20 protein-coding genes are annotated in these 18,878 nt (G+C 55.9%); 9 read left to right on the top strand and 11 right to left on the bottom strand.

The annotated features are described in order from the left end of the window. Positions 1-84 precede the first annotated feature (84 nt). The 3 genes from USF70_RS17585 to USF70_RS17575 all read left to right on the top strand — a co-directional run bounded on the left by USF70_RS17585 (position 85) and on the right by USF70_RS17575 (position 2,541). The gene (locus USF70_RS17585; protein ID WP_003855929.1) at positions 85-378 is read left to right on the top strand and encodes a co-chaperone GroES; all 294 of its coding nucleotides are present in this window, start codon (positions 85-87) and stop codon (positions 376-378) included. Positions 379-409: 31 nt separating this feature from the next. Beyond that, on the top strand, positions 410-2,053 hold the full coding sequence (gene groL, locus USF70_RS17580; protein ID WP_014882201.1) for a chaperonin GroEL: 1,644 nt from the start codon (positions 410-412) through the stop codon (positions 2,051-2,053). A gap of 134 nt (positions 2,054-2,187) precedes the next feature. Continuing rightward, positions 2,188-2,541: a DUF4156 domain-containing protein gene (locus USF70_RS17575; protein ID WP_320735859.1), complete on the top strand. Its 354-nt coding sequence runs from the start codon at positions 2,188-2,190 to the stop codon at positions 2,539-2,541. Between the two features lie 46 nt (positions 2,542-2,587). Here USF70_RS17575 and epmB read toward each other — a convergent pair whose 3' ends face one another. Next, entirely contained in the window at positions 2,588-3,616 is a 1,029-nt protein-coding gene (gene epmB / locus USF70_RS17570) for an EF-P beta-lysylation protein EpmB (RefSeq protein ID WP_033144452.1), read from the bottom strand. Between the two features lie 40 nt (positions 3,617-3,656). On the opposite strand from epmB, the gene efp reads away from it, so the two are divergent. The 3 genes from efp to ecnB all read left to right on the top strand — a co-directional run bounded on the left by efp (position 3,657) and on the right by ecnB (position 4,668). After that, entirely contained in the window at positions 3,657-4,223 is a 567-nt protein-coding gene (gene efp / locus USF70_RS17565; protein ID WP_010427766.1) for an elongation factor P, read from the top strand. Between the two features lie 58 nt (positions 4,224-4,281). Beyond that, the gene (locus USF70_RS17560) at positions 4,282-4,413 is read left to right on the top strand and encodes an entericidin A/B family lipoprotein (RefSeq protein ID WP_024907352.1); all 132 of its coding nucleotides are present in this window, start codon (positions 4,282-4,284) and stop codon (positions 4,411-4,413) included. 108 nt (positions 4,414-4,521) lie between these two features. Continuing rightward, positions 4,522-4,668, top strand: a complete 147-nt coding sequence (gene ecnB / locus USF70_RS17555; RefSeq protein WP_003025482.1) for a lipoprotein toxin entericidin B — start codon at positions 4,522-4,524, stop codon at positions 4,666-4,668. A gap of 36 nt (positions 4,669-4,704) precedes the next feature. On the opposite strand, the gene USF70_RS17550 is transcribed toward ecnB, so the two are convergent. Then, positions 4,705-5,304, bottom strand: a complete 600-nt coding sequence (locus USF70_RS17550; protein ID WP_033144453.1) for a helix-turn-helix transcriptional regulator — start codon at positions 5,302-5,304, stop codon at positions 4,705-4,707. 261 nt (positions 5,305-5,565) lie between these two features. Here USF70_RS17550 and sugE point away from each other — a divergent pair, with 261 nt between their 5' ends. Then, on the top strand, positions 5,566-5,883 hold the full coding sequence (gene sugE / locus USF70_RS17545) for a quaternary ammonium compound efflux SMR transporter SugE (protein ID WP_008502938.1): 318 nt from the start codon (positions 5,566-5,568) through the stop codon (positions 5,881-5,883). On the opposite strand, the gene USF70_RS17540 is transcribed toward sugE, so the two are convergent. Both USF70_RS17540 and blaACT read right to left on the bottom strand, forming a co-directional pair. Beyond that, the gene (locus USF70_RS17540; protein WP_023310119.1) at positions 5,880-6,410 is read right to left on the bottom strand and encodes a lipocalin family protein; all 531 of its coding nucleotides are present in this window, start codon (positions 6,408-6,410) and stop codon (positions 5,880-5,882) included. The genes sugE and USF70_RS17540 overlap by 4 nt on opposite strands. A gap of 135 nt (positions 6,411-6,545) precedes the next feature. After that, on the bottom strand, positions 6,546-7,691 hold the full coding sequence (gene blaACT / locus USF70_RS17535) for an ACT family cephalosporin-hydrolyzing class C beta-lactamase (protein WP_320735858.1): 1,146 nt from the start codon (positions 7,689-7,691) through the stop codon (positions 6,546-6,548). A 132-nt stretch (positions 7,692-7,823) separates the two neighbouring features. Here blaACT and ampR point away from each other — a divergent pair, with 132 nt between their 5' ends. Next, entirely contained in the window at positions 7,824-8,699 is an 876-nt protein-coding gene (ampR, locus tag USF70_RS17530; RefSeq protein ID WP_320735857.1) for a LysR family transcriptional regulator AmpR, read from the top strand. Positions 8,700-8,728: 29 nt separating this feature from the next. Here the strand turns inward: ampR and frdD are convergent, their stop codons facing one another. Genes frdD through frdA form a run of 4 tightly spaced genes read right to left on the bottom strand, consistent with a single transcriptional unit; the run spans position 8,729 to position 12,022 of the window. After that, on the bottom strand, positions 8,729-9,088 hold the full coding sequence (gene frdD, locus USF70_RS17525; protein WP_000609653.1) for a fumarate reductase subunit FrdD: 360 nt from the start codon (positions 9,086-9,088) through the stop codon (positions 8,729-8,731). Between the two features lie 10 nt (positions 9,089-9,098). Next, positions 9,099-9,494: a fumarate reductase subunit FrdC gene (gene frdC, locus USF70_RS17520; RefSeq protein ID WP_029739890.1), complete on the bottom strand. Its 396-nt coding sequence runs from the start codon at positions 9,492-9,494 to the stop codon at positions 9,099-9,101. A 10-nt stretch (positions 9,495-9,504) separates the two neighbouring features. Then, on the bottom strand, positions 9,505-10,239 hold the full coding sequence (locus USF70_RS17515; RefSeq protein WP_320735856.1) for a succinate dehydrogenase/fumarate reductase iron-sulfur subunit: 735 nt from the start codon (positions 10,237-10,239) through the stop codon (positions 9,505-9,507). Beyond that, positions 10,232-12,022, bottom strand: a complete 1,791-nt coding sequence (gene frdA, locus USF70_RS17510) for a fumarate reductase (quinol) flavoprotein subunit (protein ID WP_033144456.1) — start codon at positions 12,020-12,022, stop codon at positions 10,232-10,234. The genes USF70_RS17515 and frdA overlap by 8 nt, the downstream gene beginning before the upstream one ends. A gap of 310 nt (positions 12,023-12,332) precedes the next feature. On the opposite strand from frdA, the gene epmA reads away from it, so the two are divergent. Beyond that, positions 12,333-13,310 carry an elongation factor P--(R)-beta-lysine ligase gene (epmA, locus tag USF70_RS17505; RefSeq protein ID WP_024907345.1) on the top strand — a complete coding sequence of 326 codons (978 nt, stop codon included), beginning with the start codon at positions 12,333-12,335 and terminating at the stop codon, positions 13,308-13,310. A gap of 44 nt (positions 13,311-13,354) precedes the next feature. On the opposite strand, the gene mscM is transcribed toward epmA, so the two are convergent. The 3 genes from mscM to rsgA form a co-directional block, all read right to left on the bottom strand. After that, on the bottom strand, positions 13,355-16,678 hold the full coding sequence (gene mscM, locus USF70_RS17500) for a miniconductance mechanosensitive channel MscM (RefSeq protein ID WP_039261016.1): 3,324 nt from the start codon (positions 16,676-16,678) through the stop codon (positions 13,355-13,357). Between the two features lie 19 nt (positions 16,679-16,697). After that, positions 16,698-17,666, bottom strand: coding sequence for an archaetidylserine decarboxylase (gene asd, locus USF70_RS17495; RefSeq protein ID WP_069303551.1), 969 nt, complete (start codon positions 17,664-17,666; stop codon positions 16,698-16,700). A gap of 97 nt (positions 17,667-17,763) precedes the next feature. Then, positions 17,764-18,816, bottom strand: a complete 1,053-nt coding sequence (gene rsgA, locus USF70_RS17490; protein ID WP_023334242.1) for a small ribosomal subunit biogenesis GTPase RsgA — start codon at positions 18,814-18,816, stop codon at positions 17,764-17,766. Between the last annotated feature and the right edge of the window lie 62 nt (positions 18,817-18,878).

Here is an 18,878-nt window from a genome sequence, read left to right as displayed (position 1 = left end):
ATCTCTCAGGGCACTAGTCGGAAAACCGCATGCGGGCCGGCGTCATCCATAACTGATAATGACTTTCTCAAAGGAGAGCTATCAATGAGTATTCGTCCGTTACATGATCGTGTGATCGTCAAACGTAAAGAAGTTGAAACCAAGTCTGCTGGCGGCATCGTTCTGACCGGTTCTGCAGCAGCCAAATCAACGCGTGGCGAAATCATCGCTGTCGGTAAGGGCCGCATCCTGGAAAACGGAACTGTGCAGCCACTGGACGTTAAAGTTGGTGACATCGTAATTTTCAACGATGGCTACGGCGTGAAATCCGAGAAGATCGACAATGAAGAAGTGTTGATCATGTCCGAGAGCGACATTCTGGCAATTGTTGAAGCGTAATTTACGCACGAGAATTTGAGGAAATAAGAACATGGCAGCTAAAGACGTAAAATTCGGTAACGACGCTCGTGTAAAAATGCTCCGCGGCGTAAACGTACTGGCAGATGCAGTTAAAGTGACTCTGGGCCCGAAAGGCCGCAACGTAGTGCTGGATAAATCCTTCGGCGCGCCAACCATCACCAAAGATGGTGTTTCTGTAGCACGTGAAATTGAGCTGGAAGACAAGTTCGAAAACATGGGCGCGCAGATGGTGAAAGAAGTTGCCTCTAAAGCGAACGACGCTGCTGGTGACGGTACCACCACCGCGACCGTACTGGCGCAGGCAATCATCACCGAAGGTCTGAAAGCCGTTGCTGCGGGCATGAACCCAATGGATCTGAAACGTGGTATCGACAAAGCTGTCGCCTCCGCTGTTGAAGAGCTGAAAGCGCTGTCCGTACCGTGCTCTGACTCTAAAGCCATTGCTCAGGTTGGTACTATCTCCGCTAACTCCGACGAAACCGTAGGTAAACTGATCGCTGAAGCGATGGACAAAGTCGGTAAAGAAGGCGTGATCACCGTTGAAGACGGTACCGGTCTGGAAGACGAGCTGGACGTGGTTGAAGGTATGCAGTTCGACCGCGGTTACCTGTCCCCATACTTCATCAACAAGCCAGAGACTGGCGCTGTTGAGCTGGAAAGCCCGTTCATCCTGCTGGCTGACAAGAAAATCTCCAACATCCGCGAAATGCTGCCAGTGCTGGAAGCCGTTGCGAAAGCAGGCAAACCTCTGGTTATCATCGCTGAAGACGTTGAAGGCGAAGCGCTGGCGACCCTGGTGGTTAACACCATGCGCGGCATCGTGAAAGTGGCTGCGGTTAAAGCACCTGGCTTCGGCGATCGCCGTAAAGCGATGCTGCAGGATATCGCTACCCTGACCGGCGGTACCGTGATCTCTGAAGAGATCGGTATGGAGCTGGAAAAAGCGACCCTGGAAGACCTGGGCCAGGCGAAACGCGTTGTGATCAACAAAGACACCACCACCATCATTGATGGCGTGGGTGAAGAAGCCGCTATTCAGGGCCGCGTGGGTCAGATCCGTAAGCAGATCGAAGAAGCGACTTCCGATTACGACCGTGAAAAACTGCAGGAGCGCGTAGCGAAACTGGCAGGCGGCGTTGCGGTTATCAAAGTCGGTGCAGCGACCGAAGTTGAAATGAAAGAGAAAAAAGCACGCGTTGACGATGCCCTGCACGCGACCCGTGCTGCGGTAGAAGAAGGCGTGGTTGCTGGTGGTGGTGTTGCGCTGGTGCGTGTTGCCGCTAAACTGGCAGGCCTGACCGCACAGAACGAAGATCAGAACGTGGGTATCAAAGTTGCGCTGCGCGCAATGGAAGCTCCTCTGCGTCAGATCGTTTCTAACGCCGGTGAAGAGCCATCTGTGGTTGCGAACAACGTGAAAGCGGGCGAAGGTAACTACGGTTATAACGCAGCAACTGAAGAATACGGCAACATGATCGACTTCGGTATCCTGGATCCAACGAAAGTGACCCGTTCTGCTCTGCAGTACGCGGCATCTGTCGCTGGCCTGATGATCACCACCGAGTGCATGGTCACCGATATGCCTAAAGGCGATGCACCAGACTTAGGTGCTGCTGGCATGGGCGGCATGGGCGGTATGGGCGGCATGATGTAATCGTGCGCTCTACGTCGTAGAATGTGAAAAACCCCCGGGCAGAAATGCTCGGGGGTTTTTCTTTTGGTCATCTTTTAGGTATAAGATTTACACACGGACAACTACTGTCCAGCTTATTGAAAACGAGGAATAACATGCGCGTAAAAGTCTGTGCAGGGATTGTAGGGGCAGCATTGCTGCTGGCGGGTTGTAGCTCCAGCAATGAGCTGTCGGCAGCGGGCCAGGGCGTTCGCTTTGTGGAAGATAAGCCTGGCAGTGAATGCCTGCTGTTAGGCACGGCAACCGGTGAGCAAAGTAACTGGATGTCAGGTCAGCATGGCGAAGAAGGTGGCTCGATGCGCGGTGCGGCGAATGCCCTGCGTAACCAGGCTGCGGCAATGGGCGGTAACGTGATTTACGGCGTGAGCAGCCCAACGCAGAGTATGCTGTCCAGCTTCGTGCCGACCGCCAGCCAGATGAACGGCCAGGTCTACAAGTGCCCGAACTGATTGCCTTTTCCCTCTCCCTGTGGGAGAGGGTTAGGGTGCGGGGAAACTAGCGCTGCCGCAGCTGCAGATCCAGCGGCGTCTTGCTCGGCTCTCCGCCAATCTCGCGTGCCAGCTTCGGCACCATATAGCCTGAAACCAGCGTTAACAGTTCGCGCATAATCTGCCGGGCTTCTTCATCCGTCACCATGAAATGCGCCGCGCCCTGAACGCGATCCAGCACGTGCAGGTAATAGGGCATCACGCCCGCATCAAACAGGGCATTGCTCAGGTCGGCCAGCACGCGGGCGCTGTCATTCACGCCGCGCAGCAGCACGCTCTGGTTCAGCAGCGTCACGCCCGCTTTACGCAGACGCGCCATCGCCGCGCGAAAGTCATCGTCAATTTCATTCGCGTGGTTAATATGGTTCACCAGCAGCACCTGCAATCTTGACTGCTCCAGGCGTGACACCAGTCCGTCAGTGACACGTGCCGGAATGACAATCGGTAAACGGCTGTGAATACGCAGGCGCTTAACGTGCGGGATGGCTTCAAGCTGAGTCAACAGCCAGTCCAGCTCATGATCTTTTGCCATCAGCGGGTCACCGCCGGAAAAAATAATCTCATCCAGCTCCGGATGGGCGGCGATATAGTCCAGCGCGACCTGCCAGTTGCGTTTATTGCCCTGGTTTTCGGCATACGGGAAGTGCCGACGGAAGCAATAACGACAATTTACCGCGCAACCGCCTTTTACCAGCAGCAGGGCGCGGTTGAGATACTTGTGCAATAAACCCGGCACCACGCTGTTCTGCTCTTCCAGCGGATCGGTGCTGTATCCCTGCGCGGTGACAAACTCATCCTGCGAAGTAAGTGTTTGTTTTAAAAGTGGATCGTCGGGGTTGCCTTTCTCCATCCGCGCCACAAATGCACGGGGAACGCGCAGGGCGAAAAGGCGTTTTGCCTCGCGGCCTGCAAGCAACTCTGGGTGCTGATCGAGGTCTAAAAGACGCAGCAATTCATCAGGACTGGTGATTACATCGGCAAGTTGCGATAACCAATCTTCTCTGGACGGGGTGTTTAGGGTTACAATATGCGCCATTTTGTGGCTTAGCTACCAGTTAACAAATTTAGAGGGCCTTATGGCAACGTACTATAGCAACGATTTTCGTGCTGGTCTTAAAATCATGATGGACGGCGAACCGTACGCGGTTGAAGCCAGCGAATTCGTTAAACCAGGTAAAGGCCAGGCATTCGCACGCGTTAAGCTGCGCCGTCTGCTGACCGGTACCCGTGTTGAGAAAACCTTCAAGTCTACTGACTCCGCTGAAGGCGCTGATGTTGTTGATATGAACCTGACCTATCTGTACAACGACGGTGAGTTCTATCATTTCATGAACAACTCCACTTTCGAACAGCTGTCTGCTGATGAGAAAGCGGTAGGTGATAGCGCTAAGTGGCTGCTGGATCAGGCTGAGTGCATCGTGACCCTGTGGAACGGCCAGCCTATCGCTGTGACCCCACCAAACTTCGTAGAACTGGAAATCGTTGAAACCGATCCAGGTCTGAAAGGTGATACCGCAGGTACCGGCGGTAAACCAGCCAAACTGTCTACCGGCGCAGTGGTTAAAGTTCCACTGTTCGTACAGACTGGCGAAGTGATCAAAGTGGATACCCGCTCCGGCGAATACGTATCCCGCGTGAAGTAATTTACGTCATGATTGAAGGCGCAGCGCCCGCTGCGCCTGATTTTTGCAGGCAGGGATGATGAAACGTACCGTTAAAATTCTGCTTCTGTTAGCGCTTTCCAGTGCATTGCTTTCCGGCTGTAACACCACCCGTGGAATGGGACAAGATATCCAGGATCTCGGTCATATCATTTCTCACGCCGCCAGCTAAGTTCGTCTAATTTTCCTAAAAATGCTTCCTTTTCCGTCAACCGGCGGGATCTTGTCTATCCTTAAGTTGCTATACACAAAACAACTTTGGCTATAAAAGGAAGATATTATGGTTAAGAAGACAATTGCAGCGATCTTTTCAGTCCTGGTACTTTCTTCAGTGTTAACGGCCTGTAATACCACGCGTGGCGTCGGTCAGGATATTTCTGAAGGTGGTAGCGCAATCTCTGGTGCGGCAACTAAAGCTCAGCAGTAATTAACATACGGTACGAGACCAGCGGGTTTCGTACCGTCAGCTTTCTGATTCCTGCAGGGATAAGAACGGAGAAAAACGCGTATCCATATGCAGTTTCATGCGGATATTGCGTTTGTAGGTATAGACCGTTTTTCCATTGATACTCAGGTGAGCGGCAATTTTTTGATTGCTTGCACCGTCCATCCACAATGTCAGCACTTTCTCTTCCTGCCGGGTCAGCAAGGGGGCGGCTGCCGTTGGCCTTTCAGCGCTGGCGCGCGAGTTTAATGCGTCGTTGATAGTCGTTGCCACTTCTTCGAGACTGGCGTTTTTCAACAGCGACGACCACACCGGGAACTGTCCGAGCCAGTCGGTCATGCCGCGATCCTCTCCCGATTGCAGCATAATAAACGGTAATCGTTCACTGGCGTTAAGCAAGGACGAGAGCTGCTGAAAATGATGAATATCCTGCCTGAAGCCGTACAGGTCGGCGATGACCAGCGTGGGTTTCCATTGCAGAATGTGCTCCCTGGCAAGGAACAGATTATTTAGCCCGGTCACAACGTAGTGTCCTGGGAACAAACCGGAATGATTGAGCCATGCTTCAAACCCCGTGCGGGTGAAGTGACAACGGTCAATCAAAAGAATTTTGAACATATTTTATTCGCAGTCGGCTAGTGGTTTGGCTTCCTGCCATCAGAAAGCACATCATCATAGAGAAGTCGGATGAGTGCTAAATGCCGGAACTACGCGCCATACTGCGGCTATTTCTTGCCTTAACGTGTTCAGCAAAAAATGATTGAAAAAAAATAGCACGCTAACCACAATATGGGGCGTAATCTCTGCCTTACGGGACGACCCGTAAGCGTTTCTTTCACCGGGGACGGCCCCAACTTGAATTAAGTTAAGGAGCCTGAAATGTCCTGGATCATTCTTTTTATTGCTGGCCTGCTCGAAGTGGTATGGGCAATTGGTCTCAAGTACACCCACGGATTTACCCGCCTGACGCCCAGCGTCATAACCGTCACCGCAATGATCGTGAGTATTGTCCTGTTATCCTGGGCGATGCGCTCGCTGCCTGTGGGAACGGCTTATGCCGTCTGGACGGGCATTGGTGCGGTGGGGGCCGCCATCACCGGCATTCTGCTGCTGGGAGAGTCAGCGAGTCTGGCGCGTATCGCCAGCCTCGCCTTGATTGTGGCCGGCATCGTTGGGCTGAAGCTCAGCACCCATTAATGGGGCTGTTTTACCCAGATGAGCTTTGACACATCAAACCCTTGTCGGGTCGCGACGTCCAGCATCTGCTGTTTCATTTCTGACGAAATAGTTGGCGTGCGGGAAAGTATCCACAAATAGTCGCGATCCGGCCCGCAGACCAGCGCGTGACGGTACTCTCTGTCGAGCGCGATCACGTTATAGCCGCCATAAAACGGGCCGAAGAAAGAGACTTTGAGCGCGGCCCGTCGCGGGTCGCCCGTGAAGTACGCTTTCCCAATCGACTGCTGCCACATCTCCCGATCGGGATTATAGCCCCGGTTGATCACCTGAATACCGCCATCATCCATCGGGCTGTAATTCGCAGTGACCTTCTCTAAGCCCTGCTCAAACCGATGGTCGAGGCGCGCGATTTCATACCATGTTCCAAGGAAGCGTTGTGCATCAAAAGGCGAGACGACGGTAACGCCTGGAGGTGGGGTAGGGGAACTGCAGGCAACCACTAAAAACGCGGCTGTCACCGCGGCGATAACAGGCAGAATGCGCATAGGAGTTTCCTTACTGTTTTTTGTTAAGTGTAGATGACGGCAAGGAAAATGTGGTTTTTGTGCGGTGTGTTTCGCCGGGTGGTCACCCCGTGGATTTTGTAGGCCGGGTAAGCGTTAGCGCCACCCGGCAATGTTTTACTGCAGCGCGTCGAGGATACGGTATGCCGCCTCAACGCGTGCCGGGTTCGGATAGCTTTTATTCGCCAGCATCACAATGCCGAGCTGCTTTTCAGGAATAAATGCCACGTAGCTGCCAAACCCACCGGTAGAGCCTGTTTTATGGACCCATGACGCATTGACCGGGGGCGCCGGTGGATTCACTTCTCTCGCAGGCAGCGGTGCCAGCGCCACCTTATTGTCGCTACCTTCAACCACGGTTTTTGCATCGACCGGCCAGTTAAGCATTTCCCAGCCCAACCCCTGATACATGGCACCCACGCGCCAGTAGCGAGACTGCGCCAGGGTAAGGCCTTTCCTGAGTGAACTATCCTCAAGCGAGTCCGGCTTCATGTTGACCATCACCCAGCTTGCCATATCCTTCACGTTGGTTTTTACGCCATAGGCTTCAGCGTCCAGCATTCCTGGCGAAACGTGTACCGCCTTACCGTCGCGGTATCCCCAGGCGTAATGCGCCTCTTCCGCTTTCGGAACGTTAATCCATGTATGGTCCAGCTTGAGCGGCTTAAAGACCCGCATCGTTATGGCCTGCTCATAGCTCATGCCGGAAGGTTTGACCGCCAGCGCGCCAAAAAGACCGATGCTGGCGTTGGCATAAAGACGCGTGGTGCCCGGCTTCCACTGCGGCTGCCAGTTTTGATAAAAGCGCAGCAGAGAGGCGTTATCCGTGACCTCATCCGGTACCTGTAACGGCAAACCACCTGCGGTATAGGTTGCCAGATCCAGCATGCGGATCCCCTGCCACTGCTTGCCTGTCAGTTCAGGCCAGTATTTGGTCACCGGATCGCCCAGCGATATTTCACCCCGAGCAATGGCATCGCCGCCCAGTACGCCGGTGAAGGTTTTACTTATAGAGCCCAGCTCGAATAAGGTTTGTGGGGTGACAGGTTTATTCGCCGCAACATCGGCTTTACCGAAGGTAAAGTAGTGCGGCTGACCCTGATAAATCACCGCCACCGCCATACCCGGAATGGCCTGCGCTTTCATCAGCGGCGTAACGGTACGTTCCACCACCTCAGCCAGCTGTTTTTCTGACATCGGGGCAGCCAATACCGAGCAGGAGGTGCTGAGCAGCAGGGCGCAGCAAAGGGATTTAGTTATCATCAGTTATCTTCCGTAATAGCAGTTCAAGGGAGTGTCCGGGCCCGTCAGACCGCTGTAGTCTGTTGGATTTGACTATGGCTGACAAACGGTTAAATTTAGCATTAGCTGTTAATTTTTCTAACGGACGAGACCATGACGCGCAGCTATCTCCCTCTTAATTCCCTGCGGGCGTTTGAAGCAGCCGCCAGGCACCTCAGTTTTACGCATGCCGCTATCGAGCTGAACGTCACCCATTCCGCAATTAGCCAGCACGTAAAGGCGCTGGAGCAGCATCTTAATTGCCAGCTGTTTGTCCGCGTTTCGCGTGGGCTGATGTTGACCACCGAAGGCGAGAATTTGCTGCCGGTGCTGAATGACTCGTTCGATCGCATCGCCGGAATGCTGGATCGCTTTGCCAGCCAGCGCGCTCAGGAGAAGCTCAAAATAGGTGTGGTAGGAACCTTTGCTACGGGGGTTTTATTCTCTGAGCTTGCGGACTTTCGCTGCTGCTATCCGCATATTGATCTTCAGCTTTCCACCCATAACAATCGCGTCGATCCGGCGGCCGAAGGGCTTGATTACGCCATTCGCTACGGTGGCGGCGCGTGGCATGGAACCGATGCTGAATTCCTTTGCCCTGCGCCGCTGTCTCCGCTCTGTACACCTGACATAGCCTCAGTTCTCAAAAGTCCGGCAGATATCCTGAAGTTTACCCTGCTGCGCTCCTATCGACGCGACGAGTGGGCTGCGTGGATGCAGGCAGCGGGTGAACATCCTCCCTCTCCGACGCACCGGGTGATGGTGTTTGATTCGTCTGTGACCATGCTGGAAGCCGCGCAGGCAGGCGTAGGGATTGCGATTGCGCCTGTCGACATGTTTACCCATTTACTCAGCAGCGAGCGCATCGTGCAGCCTTTTGCCACGCAGATTGACCTCGGCAGCTACTGGCTGACAAGGCTACAGTCACGGACAGAAACGCCCGCAATGCGCGAGTTTGCCCAGTGGCTGGTGGGGAAGATGCAGAAATAAAAGGCCCGCCGGGTGGCGGGCCTGAAGCGTCAGATGGTGACCACGGCAATCAGCGTCACCACGGTCAGGATGGTCGCCAGACCGTAGAACACCCATTTACCGCTCGGGACATGGATTTTCAGGTCATGCATCGCATGGTGAATACGGTGCAGACCACACCACAGCGGCAGGACGATCATCAGGAAGATGAACACGCGGCCGATAAAGCTGCTCGCGAACGCCAGCACGCGCTCGTAGCTCAGCGCATCGCCCGGGAACAGCCCCAGCGGCAGCATAATGCCGACCAGCAGGATGATGACGGGGGCGATGATGGCACTCCACATGCCGCCTGCGCCAAACAGGCCCCAGAAGACCGGCTCGTCAGAACGTTTTGGATTTGGATTGATCACAGGTGTCTCCTTACCAGAACAGTGCGACAAACAGAATGACCACAGTGACCAGAATCGTCACTGCCCAGAGCCCTTTAATCACCGGCTCTGGCCCCATTTTCTCGCCTTTTACGATGATGTTCGCCGCTTTTGGCGCCAGCTCAAACCAGGTCTTGGTATGAAGCAGCGCGGCCGCGAGCACGATCAGGTTCAGAACCACAATGATCGGGTTTTGCAGGAAACCGACAAAGCTGGCCCAGGCTTCCGGGCCATGCTTGAGGGCAAAAACGCCGTACATCAGCTCAAGGCTGAACCAGACCGCCGGTACCGCCGTGCCTTCACGCAGCATGTAGAAGCGATAAAACGGCAGGTTTTTCCACCAGGTGGACGGCACAGGCCGCACATAGGCTTTGCGTTTAGTCGTCATCATGCACTCCTTAGCGTGGTTTCAGGGTTGCGATAAGAAAGTCTTTCGAGCTTTCCACTTTACCCTGCTGAATTGCGGCGGCCGGGTCGACGTGCTTCGGACACACTTCGGAGCAGTAACCCACAAAGGTACAGCTCCAGACGCCGTTCTGGCTGTTAAGTTGCGCCATACGTTCTTTTTTACCGTGGTCGCGGCTGTCTTCGTTATAGCGGTGCGCCAGGGTAATGGCGGCCGGGCCGATGAACTCCTTGTTCAGGCCAAACTGTGGACAGGCTGCGTAGCACAGGCCGCAGTTGATGCAGCCGGAGAACTGATGGTATTTCGCCATCTGAGCCGGCGTCTGGGTATTTGGCCCCTGATCCGGCCTGCGCGGATTACCGATGATGTACGGCTTAATGGCTTCCAGGCTTTCGATAAAGTGGGTCATATCAACCACCAGATCGCGTTCAATCGGGAAGTTGCCCAGCGCTTCGACCTTAATGCCTTTGGTGTACTCGCGCAGGAAGGTCTTACAGGCCAGCTTCGGCACCTTGTTGACCATCATGCCGCAGGAGCCGCAGATTGCCATGCGGCAGGACCAGCGGTAGCTCAGGTCTGGCGCCAGGTTGTCTTTGATATAGCCGAGCGCATCCAGCAGGGAGGTTTGCTCGTCATAAGGGACTTCATAGAAAGCGCTGTGCGGTGCGGCGTCCACTTCCGGATTGTAGCGCACCACTTCAACCTTCATTTTTTGCATCTCAGCCATTCGCCTTCTCCTTCTTCTCGGCGGCTTCTGCTTCTGCACCGTACACGCGTTTAGCCGGCGGCAGCGCGGTGATTTTCACGTCGCTGTAGTCCAGACGTGTGGTGCCATCTGCATCGCGCCAGGCGAGAGTGTGTTTCAGGAAATTGACGTCGTCACGTTCGGTACAGCCTTCGTCCAGACGCTGGTGGGCCCCACGCGACTCTTTACGCGCCAGCGCAGAGTGCGCCATACATTCCGCGACGTTCAGACCGTGGCCCAGCTCAATGGTGTAGAGCAGGTCGGTGTTGAATACGCTGGAGGTATCGGTGATGCGTACGCGCTTGAAGCGCTCCTGCAGTTCCGCCAGCTTATCGACGGTTTTTTGCATCAGCTCTGGTGTACGGTAAATACCGCAGCCTTCTTCCATCGACAGGCCCATCTCGTCGCGGATCTTCGACCAGTTCTCGTTACCCTCCTGGTTCACCAGATCTTTCAGGCGTTTTTCAACGTCTGCGACCTGCGCATCCAGCGCGGCACCGTTGGCTTCGCCTGCGGTAGCTGCCCGCTCCATCGCGCGCTCGCCCGCCATGCGGCCAAAGACGACCAGCTCTGCCAGCGAGTTAGACCCGAGACGGTTGGCGCCGTGCAGACCCACGGAGGAACACTCGCCGACGGCGAACAGGCCTTTAATACGGGTTTCGCACTGCTGGTCGGTTTCGATCCCGCCCATGGTGTAGTGCGCGGTTGGACGCACCGGAATCGGCTCTTTCACCGGGTCGACGCCGACGTAAGCTTTCGCCAGCTCGCAGATGAACGGCAGACGTTCCAGCAGTTTCTTCTCGCCAAGGTGACGCAGGTCGAGATAGACCACATCGCCGCGCGGCGTGGAGATGGTGTTGCCTTTGCGCCACTCGTGCCAGAAGGCCTGAGAGACTTTGTCGCGCGGGCCGAGTTCCATGTATTTGTTCTTCGGCTCGCCGAGCGGGGTTTCCGGGCCCATGCCGTAATCCTGCAGATAGCGGTAGCCGTTTTTATTGACCAGAATACCGCCTTCACCGCGGCAGCCTTCCGTCATCAGAATGCCGGAGCCCGGCAGACCGGTTGGGTGATACTGCACGAACTCCATATCGCGCAGCGGTACGCCGTGACCGAGCGCCATGCCCATGCCGTCACCGGTGACGATGCCGCCGTTGGTGTTATAACGATAAACGCGACCCGCACCGCCCGTTGCCATCACTACCGCGTTGGCGCGGATCTGGACAAGCGTGCCTTCCATCATGTTCATCGCCACCAGGCCACGCGCCTGTCCGTCATCAACCAGAATGTCGAGGACGAAATGTTCATCGAAGCGCTGAATTTGTGGGAACTGAAGGGAGGTCTGGAACAGGGTGTGCAGCATGTGGAAGCCGGTTTTATCGGCGGCGAACCAGGTGCGTTCAATCTTCATACCGCCAAAGCGGCGAACGTTGACGCTGCCGTCAGGACGGCGGCTCCACGGACATCCCCACTGTTCAAGCTGGGTCATTTCCGTGGGACAATGATGCACAAAGTAGTCAACGACATCCTGTTCGCAAAGCCAGTCGCCCCCTGCAACCGTGTCGTGGAAATGGTATTCAAAGCTGTCATGATCCTGCGCAACGGCGGCGGACCCTCCTTCTGCTGCCACTGTGTGACTACGCATTGGATAGACTTTTGAAATCAATGCGATTTTAGCGTTGGGATTAGCTTGTGCTGCAGCAATCGCAGCACGTAATCCAGCCCCGCCAGCGCCTATTACGGCAAGATCGGCTTGAAAAGTTTGCACGACATTCCTCCAGATTTTTGTTATTTCGCAACGCGACAAACTAAAGGTAGTTCACCCGTCCAAAAGGACGATTGCGAAAGCGTTTCCACTGCTCCTTTATGGGTAAAACAGTATAACCGTGTAGATGTCAGGGAAATTTGACGTGTTCGATTTTTTTGCTGTTCTGTACGGCGATTTATCATGAAGATTGATGAAATACGTCACGAAAAAGTTCACCTAAATGAAATGCGCTTTTTTACTGCGCAAAATTTGTCTCTGCCCCTGCTAACGAGTAGACTTCGTGCCCTTGTCTGAAATCGGAGAACAACTCATGAGCGAAACGGCCACCTGGCAGCCGAGCGCATCCATCCCTAATCTGTTAAAACGCGCTGCAATTATGGCGGAGATCCGCCGTTTCTTTGCCGACCGCGGAGTCCTGGAGGTGGAAACGCCGTGCATGAGTCAGGCAACGGTAACGGATATTCATCTGGTGCCGTTTGAAACCCGTTTTGTTGGCCCCGGCCACTCTCAGGGCATGAATTTGTATCTGATGACCAGCCCGGAATACCACATGAAACGCCTGCTGGCGGCGGGGTGTGGCCCGGTGTATCAGCTGTGCCGGAGCTTCCGTAATGAAGAGATGGGGCGTCACCACAACCCGGAATTCACCATGCTGGAGTGGTACCGCCCGCATTATGATATGTACCGCCTGATGAATGAGGTGGACGATCTGCTCCAGCAGGTGCTGGACTGCTCGGAAGCCGAAACGCTCTCCTATCAGCAGGCTTTCCAGCGCCATCTGGAAATCGATCCGCTGTCGGCGGACAAAACCCAGCTGCGCGAAGTGGCGGCAAAACTGGATCTGAGCAACGTGGCGGATACCGAAGAGGATCGCGACACGCTGCTGCAGCTGCTGTTTACCTTCGGTGTAGAACCGCAGATTGGCAAGGATCGTCCGACCTTTGTCTACCACTTCCCGGCAAGCCAGGCGTCGCTGGCGCAGATCAGTACCGAAGATCATCGTGTCGCAGAGCGTTTTGAGGTCTATTACAAAGGCATCGAGCTGGCGAACGGCTTCCACGAACTGACGGATGCCCGCGAGCAGCAGCAGCGCTTCGAGCAGGATAACCGCAAGCGCGCCGCGCGCGGTCTGCCGCAGCAGCCTATTGATGTTAATCTGCTTGAAGCATTAAAAGCAGGTCTGCCGGATTGCTCCGGCGTGGCGCTGGGTGTTGACCGTCTGGTGATGCTGGCCCTGGGCGCAGAGCAGCTTGGCGATGTGATTGCGTTTACCGTAGATCGCGCCTGACGGCAGTTAACCCTCTCCCGTAGGAGAGGGTTGCACCGCTTACCTTACAAACTTCCCGCCGGGCGCGTACGCGCCGCTGACGTCAGCGTTCTTCCCGTTTTACGCCCGTCCAGGCTTTCGAGACGCATCTGGAACGGCGGGAACGGCATATCAATACCGTGCTCGCGGAAGCCCGCCAGAATCAGCTGGTGGATCTCATGGCGCAGCGGCATACGGTGTCCCATTTCGGCGGCGTAGATGCGCAGCTCGAAAATCTGGATCCCCTGCTGTAAATCCACAAGGAATACTTCCGGCGCCGGATTGTCGATTACCAGCGAACAGCGCTCAGCGGCAGTGTAGAGGATCTGGGTGACCTCTTCGCTGTTGGCGTCCGACGGCGCCGGTACCGTCAGCACCACGCGGGTAACGGAGTCTGACAGCGACCAGTTGATGAACTGCTCGGTGATAAACGCCTTGTTTGGCACGATGATCTCTTTCCGATCCCAGTCGCTGATCGTCGTCGCACGGGTGTTGATCTTCGTGATGCTGCCGGTCAGATCGCGAATCGTTACGGTATCGCCAATACGTATCGGTTTTTCGAACAGAATGATCAGGCCAGAGATGAAGTTGGCGAAGATCTCCTGTAAACCAAAACCTAACCCTACACCAAGGGCCGCCACCAGCCACTGCAGCTTCGACCACTCAATACCGATCATCGAGAAGCCAACCAGCCCGCCAAACAGCATGATCAGATATTTGGTAATGGTCGTAATCGCATAGCCCGTCCCCGGCGTTAAATCCAGATGCTGCAGCAGCGCAAGCTCCAGCAGCGCCGGGAAGTTGCGTACCAGCTGCGTGGTGATGATCAGCACCAGAATGGCAATCAGCACCGCCCCTAAGGTAATCGGCTCCAGGCTTTCAACACCCTGCACCGTAGACGTCACGTCCCAGAGCGAGATGTTCTCCAGGAAGCCAAACGCGGAGTGGATCTCTGACCACAGGAAGATCACCGACAGGAGGGCAATCAGCATCAGGATGGAACGAACCAGGCGCAGGGACTGGGTACTGATGGCATCCAGATCCAGTTCGACTTCGTCCGCTTCCGTTGTGCCTTCCGTACTGTTGACGTGGTTTGGCTCTTCCTCACCCCGCGCGCGCTGGGCGAGGATCTCCGCCCGGCGATGCTTGGCTCGGTCAAAGGCCAGACGGCGGCGCTGGATCAGCATCCAGCGGCGGATCACGTGGTACACCACCAGCAGCAGGAACCAGATGGCCACCGAGGTTTCCAGCCGCGCCAGCAGCGCCTGCGCGGTTGCCAGATAGCCCACCGCGGCTGCCAGCATCGCAAACAGCGGCGCGCTAAGCAGCAGGTTCCAGAGCAGCCGGTTGAACATGTTTTCGCCGCTGCCGGATTTATCGAGATAGAGCGGAATACCCGCGCGTTTCAGGCTGAGCGTGACGATGGCCAGCGCCCCGCATATCAGCATAAAGCAGAGGCGCCCCAGCGAGCCTGAGAACTCCCGGTCGTTGAGATTATCGAACATGATCAGCGCCATAATCAGCGGCACAATCAGCCCGATGCTCATCAGGTAGTAACGCATGGCGCGCGCAACGCGATTACGCGGCCAGCCAAAGTGGGTGATAAACAGGCCATTGGGGCGCGCGAAGGTGGCGCAAATCATGACCACCCACAGCAGCGGCACCGTGGCGGTGACGCCATCGCCAATCGCGACCGCGAGCGGATAGGGCCAGGCTTCCCGCAGGCCATACCCCAGCGTCATCCACAGCACCGGCAGCGGAGAGGCGACAAGAATCGACCAGAATACGGTGCGCAACGTCAGCCAGAAGTGATCCTGGGTGACTTTCCCGACCCGGGAGCTGGAACGCTCCAGGAAGCGGGTGAAATGTCTGCGCGAGTAAATGCTGAAGCCCACCAGAATCAACGCCCCCAGCAGCGGGAAAATGGTCTCTTTGCTGGTAAACATCATCACGCTGGCCTGTCCCAGCTGGCTGACGGTGTCCAGCGAAATCAGGCGGCGCAGGTCCTGGACAATCTCAATCGGCCACGAGAAGGTCATCGGACGCACGTCGGACGTCCAGAAGAGATAACGGTGCGTAGCCTCGTTCACCTCTTTCAGCGCATCTTCCAGCTGGCTATTGGAGACTTTTAGCTTGGTCAGCTCCAGAATCAGCGTATCCCCGCCCTGGAGCAGAGAGTTCAGCAGTTCACGCTGGGTACGCAGCTGGGCTTCCAGAATACGGTTTTGCTCGCTGGTCAGGGGCTGTCCGTCAGCCTGACGGATCTGGCGGATTTGCGGCTGTTTATTGAGAAGATCTTCAAAGTGCAGTCGCTGAACGCGCAGCTGGGCCATCTCGGTATCCAGCTGTTGCGGCTTCGGCATTTCCGGCAGGCGCGCGACCTGGGCACGTAACGCTTCGCCCAGCAGGTTTGATGATCCGAGCCACTGGGACTGCTCGCGCAGGGTGTTGAGCGCCTGGCGAACCTGCAGGGTTTGATTGGTGGCCTGACGCTGCTGCGAGGCAACCAGATCCATGCGCTGCGCCTGCTGGTTCAGCGCGGCAGAAAGCTCGCGGTTGACCCTGAATTGTTCGTTGATACCGGCAGGCAGGTTTTCGCTGTTTTCCGCCAGCAGTTCGGTGCTTTCAAGGGCACGCTCGGCTTCGCGCTGACGCTGGCTGTTAAGCTGATTGCGCAGGGCCTGGAGATACGCATCCAGCTGCTCGCTCTGCTTCTGAGCGAGTTCAGAGCGCATCCGCGACAGCTCCTGGCGGTTATTGGCGGAAAGCTGCGCTAGCTCCAGCTCATCGACAAGGGCCTTCAGGCGAGCCGATTCTGCCTGCAGGCCCAGATTTTGGGCCTGAGCCTGTGGCGTATTGCCGCTTTGCGTACCCACGCGACGCTCAACCTCATTAAGCTGGCGGCGGGCATCGGTTTGCTGTTGCGGAAGCTGGCTGAGGGAGTCGGCAATTTCACGCGCTCGCTCCTGCTCCTGCTGGGCAAGGCGGCTCTTTTCCAGCAGCTGGCTGCTGACCTGCAGGATCTCCTGGTTCAGGGCGTCGGAGGTCATGCCTGCTGGCACATCGCGCGGTTCGTCACGCAAATTATTGAGCTGCGCGCGCAGCGTCTGCGAGAGTTTGGGGAAATTGTCGATAACCTGCTGATACTGCTGAGCGCGCTCAAGAGAGCCTTTTCGCTCCTCAAGCGCGTTCAGGGCAGCCTGGAGCGACTCGACGGTCTCTGGCTGAGCGGGTTTAGCCGCTTTTGCCTGCTCCAGTTCCTGGGTTATCTGTTTGGCGTCGGGGGCTGTCGCTGCGTACGCCCCCATGCTGAGGCACCAGGCCATCAGTAGAACGATAATCGGGCGCACGTCAGCGATCCTTCTGTTGTTAGCCTTCGTCTTTTTTGTCGTCAACCAGCGGGCTGGCGTCGTGCTCGGCGTTGATCTCTTCCTGCGGTAGCGGCGCTGGTTCTGCATCCGGCGTCACGAAGGTTTCGGTAGAGACCGCCAGCGGCTGGCCCAGCTTGGTGACCGACAGGCTTTCGAGTTGTTCAGCCAGCTTCACTTTGCCCGGCGCAAACAGGTTGATTACGGTAGAGCCCAGCTTGAAGCGACCCATCTCCTGACCTTTCAGCAGGGCCACCGAGCCTTCCGCTTCACCGGCAGGCCAGGTCCAGCGTTTGATCACGCCTTCGCGCGGTGGGGTGATGGTGCCCGCCCAGACGGTTTCGATGCTGCCTACGATGGTCGCACCGACCAGAATCTGCGCCATAGGGCCAAATTCAGTATCGAACAGACAGATGACGCGCTCGTTACGGGCAAACAGGTTCGGCACGTTCTGCGCGGTCAGGTGGTTTACGGAGAACAGGTCGCCCGGGACGTAAATCATTTCACGCAGGATACCGTTACACGGCATGTGCACGCGATGGTAGTCGCGCGGTGAAAGATAGGTGGTGGCAAAGGTACCGTTACGGAACAGATCCGCCATCAGGTAGTTACCCGCCAGCAGCGCTTCCAGACTGTAGTTATGGCCCTTCGCCTGCAGGATTTTGTCGTCTTCGATATCACCCAACTGGCTGATCACGCCGTCTGCCGGCATCACCAGGACGTTAGGGTCGGTGTTCAGCGGGCGCACTTCGTCACGCAGCGGGCGTACGAAGAACTCGTTGAAGGTGCGGTAGCTGGCGGTATCCGGCTTCTGCGCCTCTTTCATATCGACCTTGTAATATTTTACGAAAAGGTCGATGACCAGTTTGGTCAGCCAGCCCGCGCGTTTGCTTGCGCCCCAGCCCGCCAGGCGAGTGAGCCACAGTTTTGGCAGAATGTATTGAAGCGAAAGTTTAAATGCGTTTAACAAGGTAGCCTCCAGGCCATTGTTTTGTCGTTCCTGATCCGGCGTTAAGCCGCCGGAACCTGAAAAAAGGGGACGATTTTAGCGATGCTTAGCTTAGTTGTCAGTTATCAGAATCAGAAAAGTTTTTACGCGTTTTTACGTCTTCCATGCTCTCAAGAATACGGTGGTAATTCTCGAAGCGGGTTTCCGCGATCTCGCCTTTCTCAACCGCTTCACGGATAGCGCAGCCAGGGTCGTTATCGTGCTTACAGTCGCGGTATTTACAAGCGCCTAAATAATCATGGAATTCGACAAATCCGTTAAAGATTTGTTCCGGCTCAAGGTGCCACAAACCGAACTCACGCACCCCCGGGGAGTCGATCACGTCGCCGCCGTGCGGGAAATGATACAGACGCGAGGCGGTGGTGGTGTGCTGGCCCAGGCCAGAGACGTTGGACACATCGTTGGTCAGGATCTCTTGCTGGAGGCCAAGCAGGTTGTTCAGCAGGCTCGATTTACCTACGCCGGACTGGCCCGCAAAGATGCTGATGCGGTCGGTCAGCGCCTCTTCCAGCGGTTTAAGGCCATCTTTGGTGTGGCTGGAGACCATCAGCACGCGGTAACCAATCTTGCGGTAGATATCCATCTGCTCATTCACGAAGGCCATGCCGTCGTCATCCAGCAGATCGATTTTGTTCAACACGATAATCGGTTCAACCTGCAGCGTTTCGCAGGCGACGAGATATCGGTCGATAATGTTGAGCGAAAGTTCGGGCAAAATCGCCGATACGATAACAATCTGGTTAATGTTGGCGGCAATGGGTTTGACCCCGTCGTAGAAATCGGGACGGGTTAACACGGACGTGCGCTCATGAACCGCTTCAACGATACCTTTTACCGTAACGCCTTCCGCCGCCTCTTTACCCGGTCGCCAGACCACGCGATCGCCGGTAACCAGTGAACGGATGGTGCGACGGATATTGCAACGGTGGATATCCCCGTCGGCGGATTCGACATCGGCATGCATACCGAAACGGCTGATAACTACGCCTTCTGTCGCTTCACCAAACAGGTTGTCGTCATAATCCGGCTTCTCCGAAGTGGTTTTAAGACGGCGCTGGTGGTTTGCGTTTACGCGGCGCTGCTGCCCTTTGGAGAGTTTATTTTTACTCAATCGCGCTGGCTCCTGGTCGCCCGTAAGGGGCAAAACCTCTATGATACACTCTAATTAATACT

This window comes from Enterobacter sp. 237C8 (genome assembly GCF_034106865.1).
GTDB classification, from domain to species: Bacteria; Pseudomonadota; Gammaproteobacteria; order Enterobacterales; family Enterobacteriaceae; genus Enterobacter; species Enterobacter asburiae_B.
This window is presented reverse-complemented; position numbering and strand designations above follow the sequence as displayed.

Excerpts from the sequence above, each read along its gene's own strand:
- USF70_RS17585 (WP_003855929.1), top strand. The coding sequence starts at position 85 with ATGAGTATTCGTCCGTTACATGATCGTGTGATCGTCAAACGTAAAGAA.
- groL (WP_014882201.1), top strand. The coding sequence starts at position 410 with ATGGCAGCTAAAGACGTAAAATTCGGTAACGACGCTCGTGTAAAAATG.
- USF70_RS17575 (WP_320735859.1), top strand. The coding sequence starts at position 2,188 with ATGCGCGTAAAAGTCTGTGCAGGGATTGTAGGGGCAGCATTGCTGCTG.
- epmB (WP_033144452.1), bottom strand. The coding sequence starts at position 3,616 with ATGGCGCATATTGTAACCCTAAACACCCCGTCCAGAGAAGATTGGTTA.
- efp (WP_010427766.1), top strand. The coding sequence starts at position 3,657 with ATGGCAACGTACTATAGCAACGATTTTCGTGCTGGTCTTAAAATCATG.
- USF70_RS17560 (WP_024907352.1), top strand. The coding sequence starts at position 4,282 with ATGAAACGTACCGTTAAAATTCTGCTTCTGTTAGCGCTTTCCAGTGCA.
- ecnB (WP_003025482.1), top strand. The coding sequence starts at position 4,522 with ATGGTTAAGAAGACAATTGCAGCGATCTTTTCAGTCCTGGTACTTTCT.
- USF70_RS17550 (WP_033144453.1), bottom strand. The coding sequence starts at position 5,304 with ATGTTCAAAATTCTTTTGATTGACCGTTGTCACTTCACCCGCACGGGG.
- sugE (WP_008502938.1), top strand. The coding sequence starts at position 5,566 with ATGTCCTGGATCATTCTTTTTATTGCTGGCCTGCTCGAAGTGGTATGG.
- USF70_RS17540 (WP_023310119.1), bottom strand. The coding sequence starts at position 6,410 with ATGCGCATTCTGCCTGTTATCGCCGCGGTGACAGCCGCGTTTTTAGTG.
- blaACT (WP_320735858.1), bottom strand. The coding sequence starts at position 7,691 with ATGATAACTAAATCCCTTTGCTGCGCCCTGCTGCTCAGCACCTCCTGC.
- ampR (WP_320735857.1), top strand. The coding sequence starts at position 7,824 with ATGACGCGCAGCTATCTCCCTCTTAATTCCCTGCGGGCGTTTGAAGCA.
- frdC (WP_029739890.1), bottom strand. The coding sequence starts at position 9,494 with ATGACGACTAAACGCAAAGCCTATGTGCGGCCTGTGCCGTCCACCTGG.
- USF70_RS17515 (WP_320735856.1), bottom strand. The coding sequence starts at position 10,239 with ATGGCTGAGATGCAAAAAATGAAGGTTGAAGTGGTGCGCTACAATCCG.
- epmA (WP_024907345.1), top strand. The coding sequence starts at position 12,333 with ATGAGCGAAACGGCCACCTGGCAGCCGAGCGCATCCATCCCTAATCTG.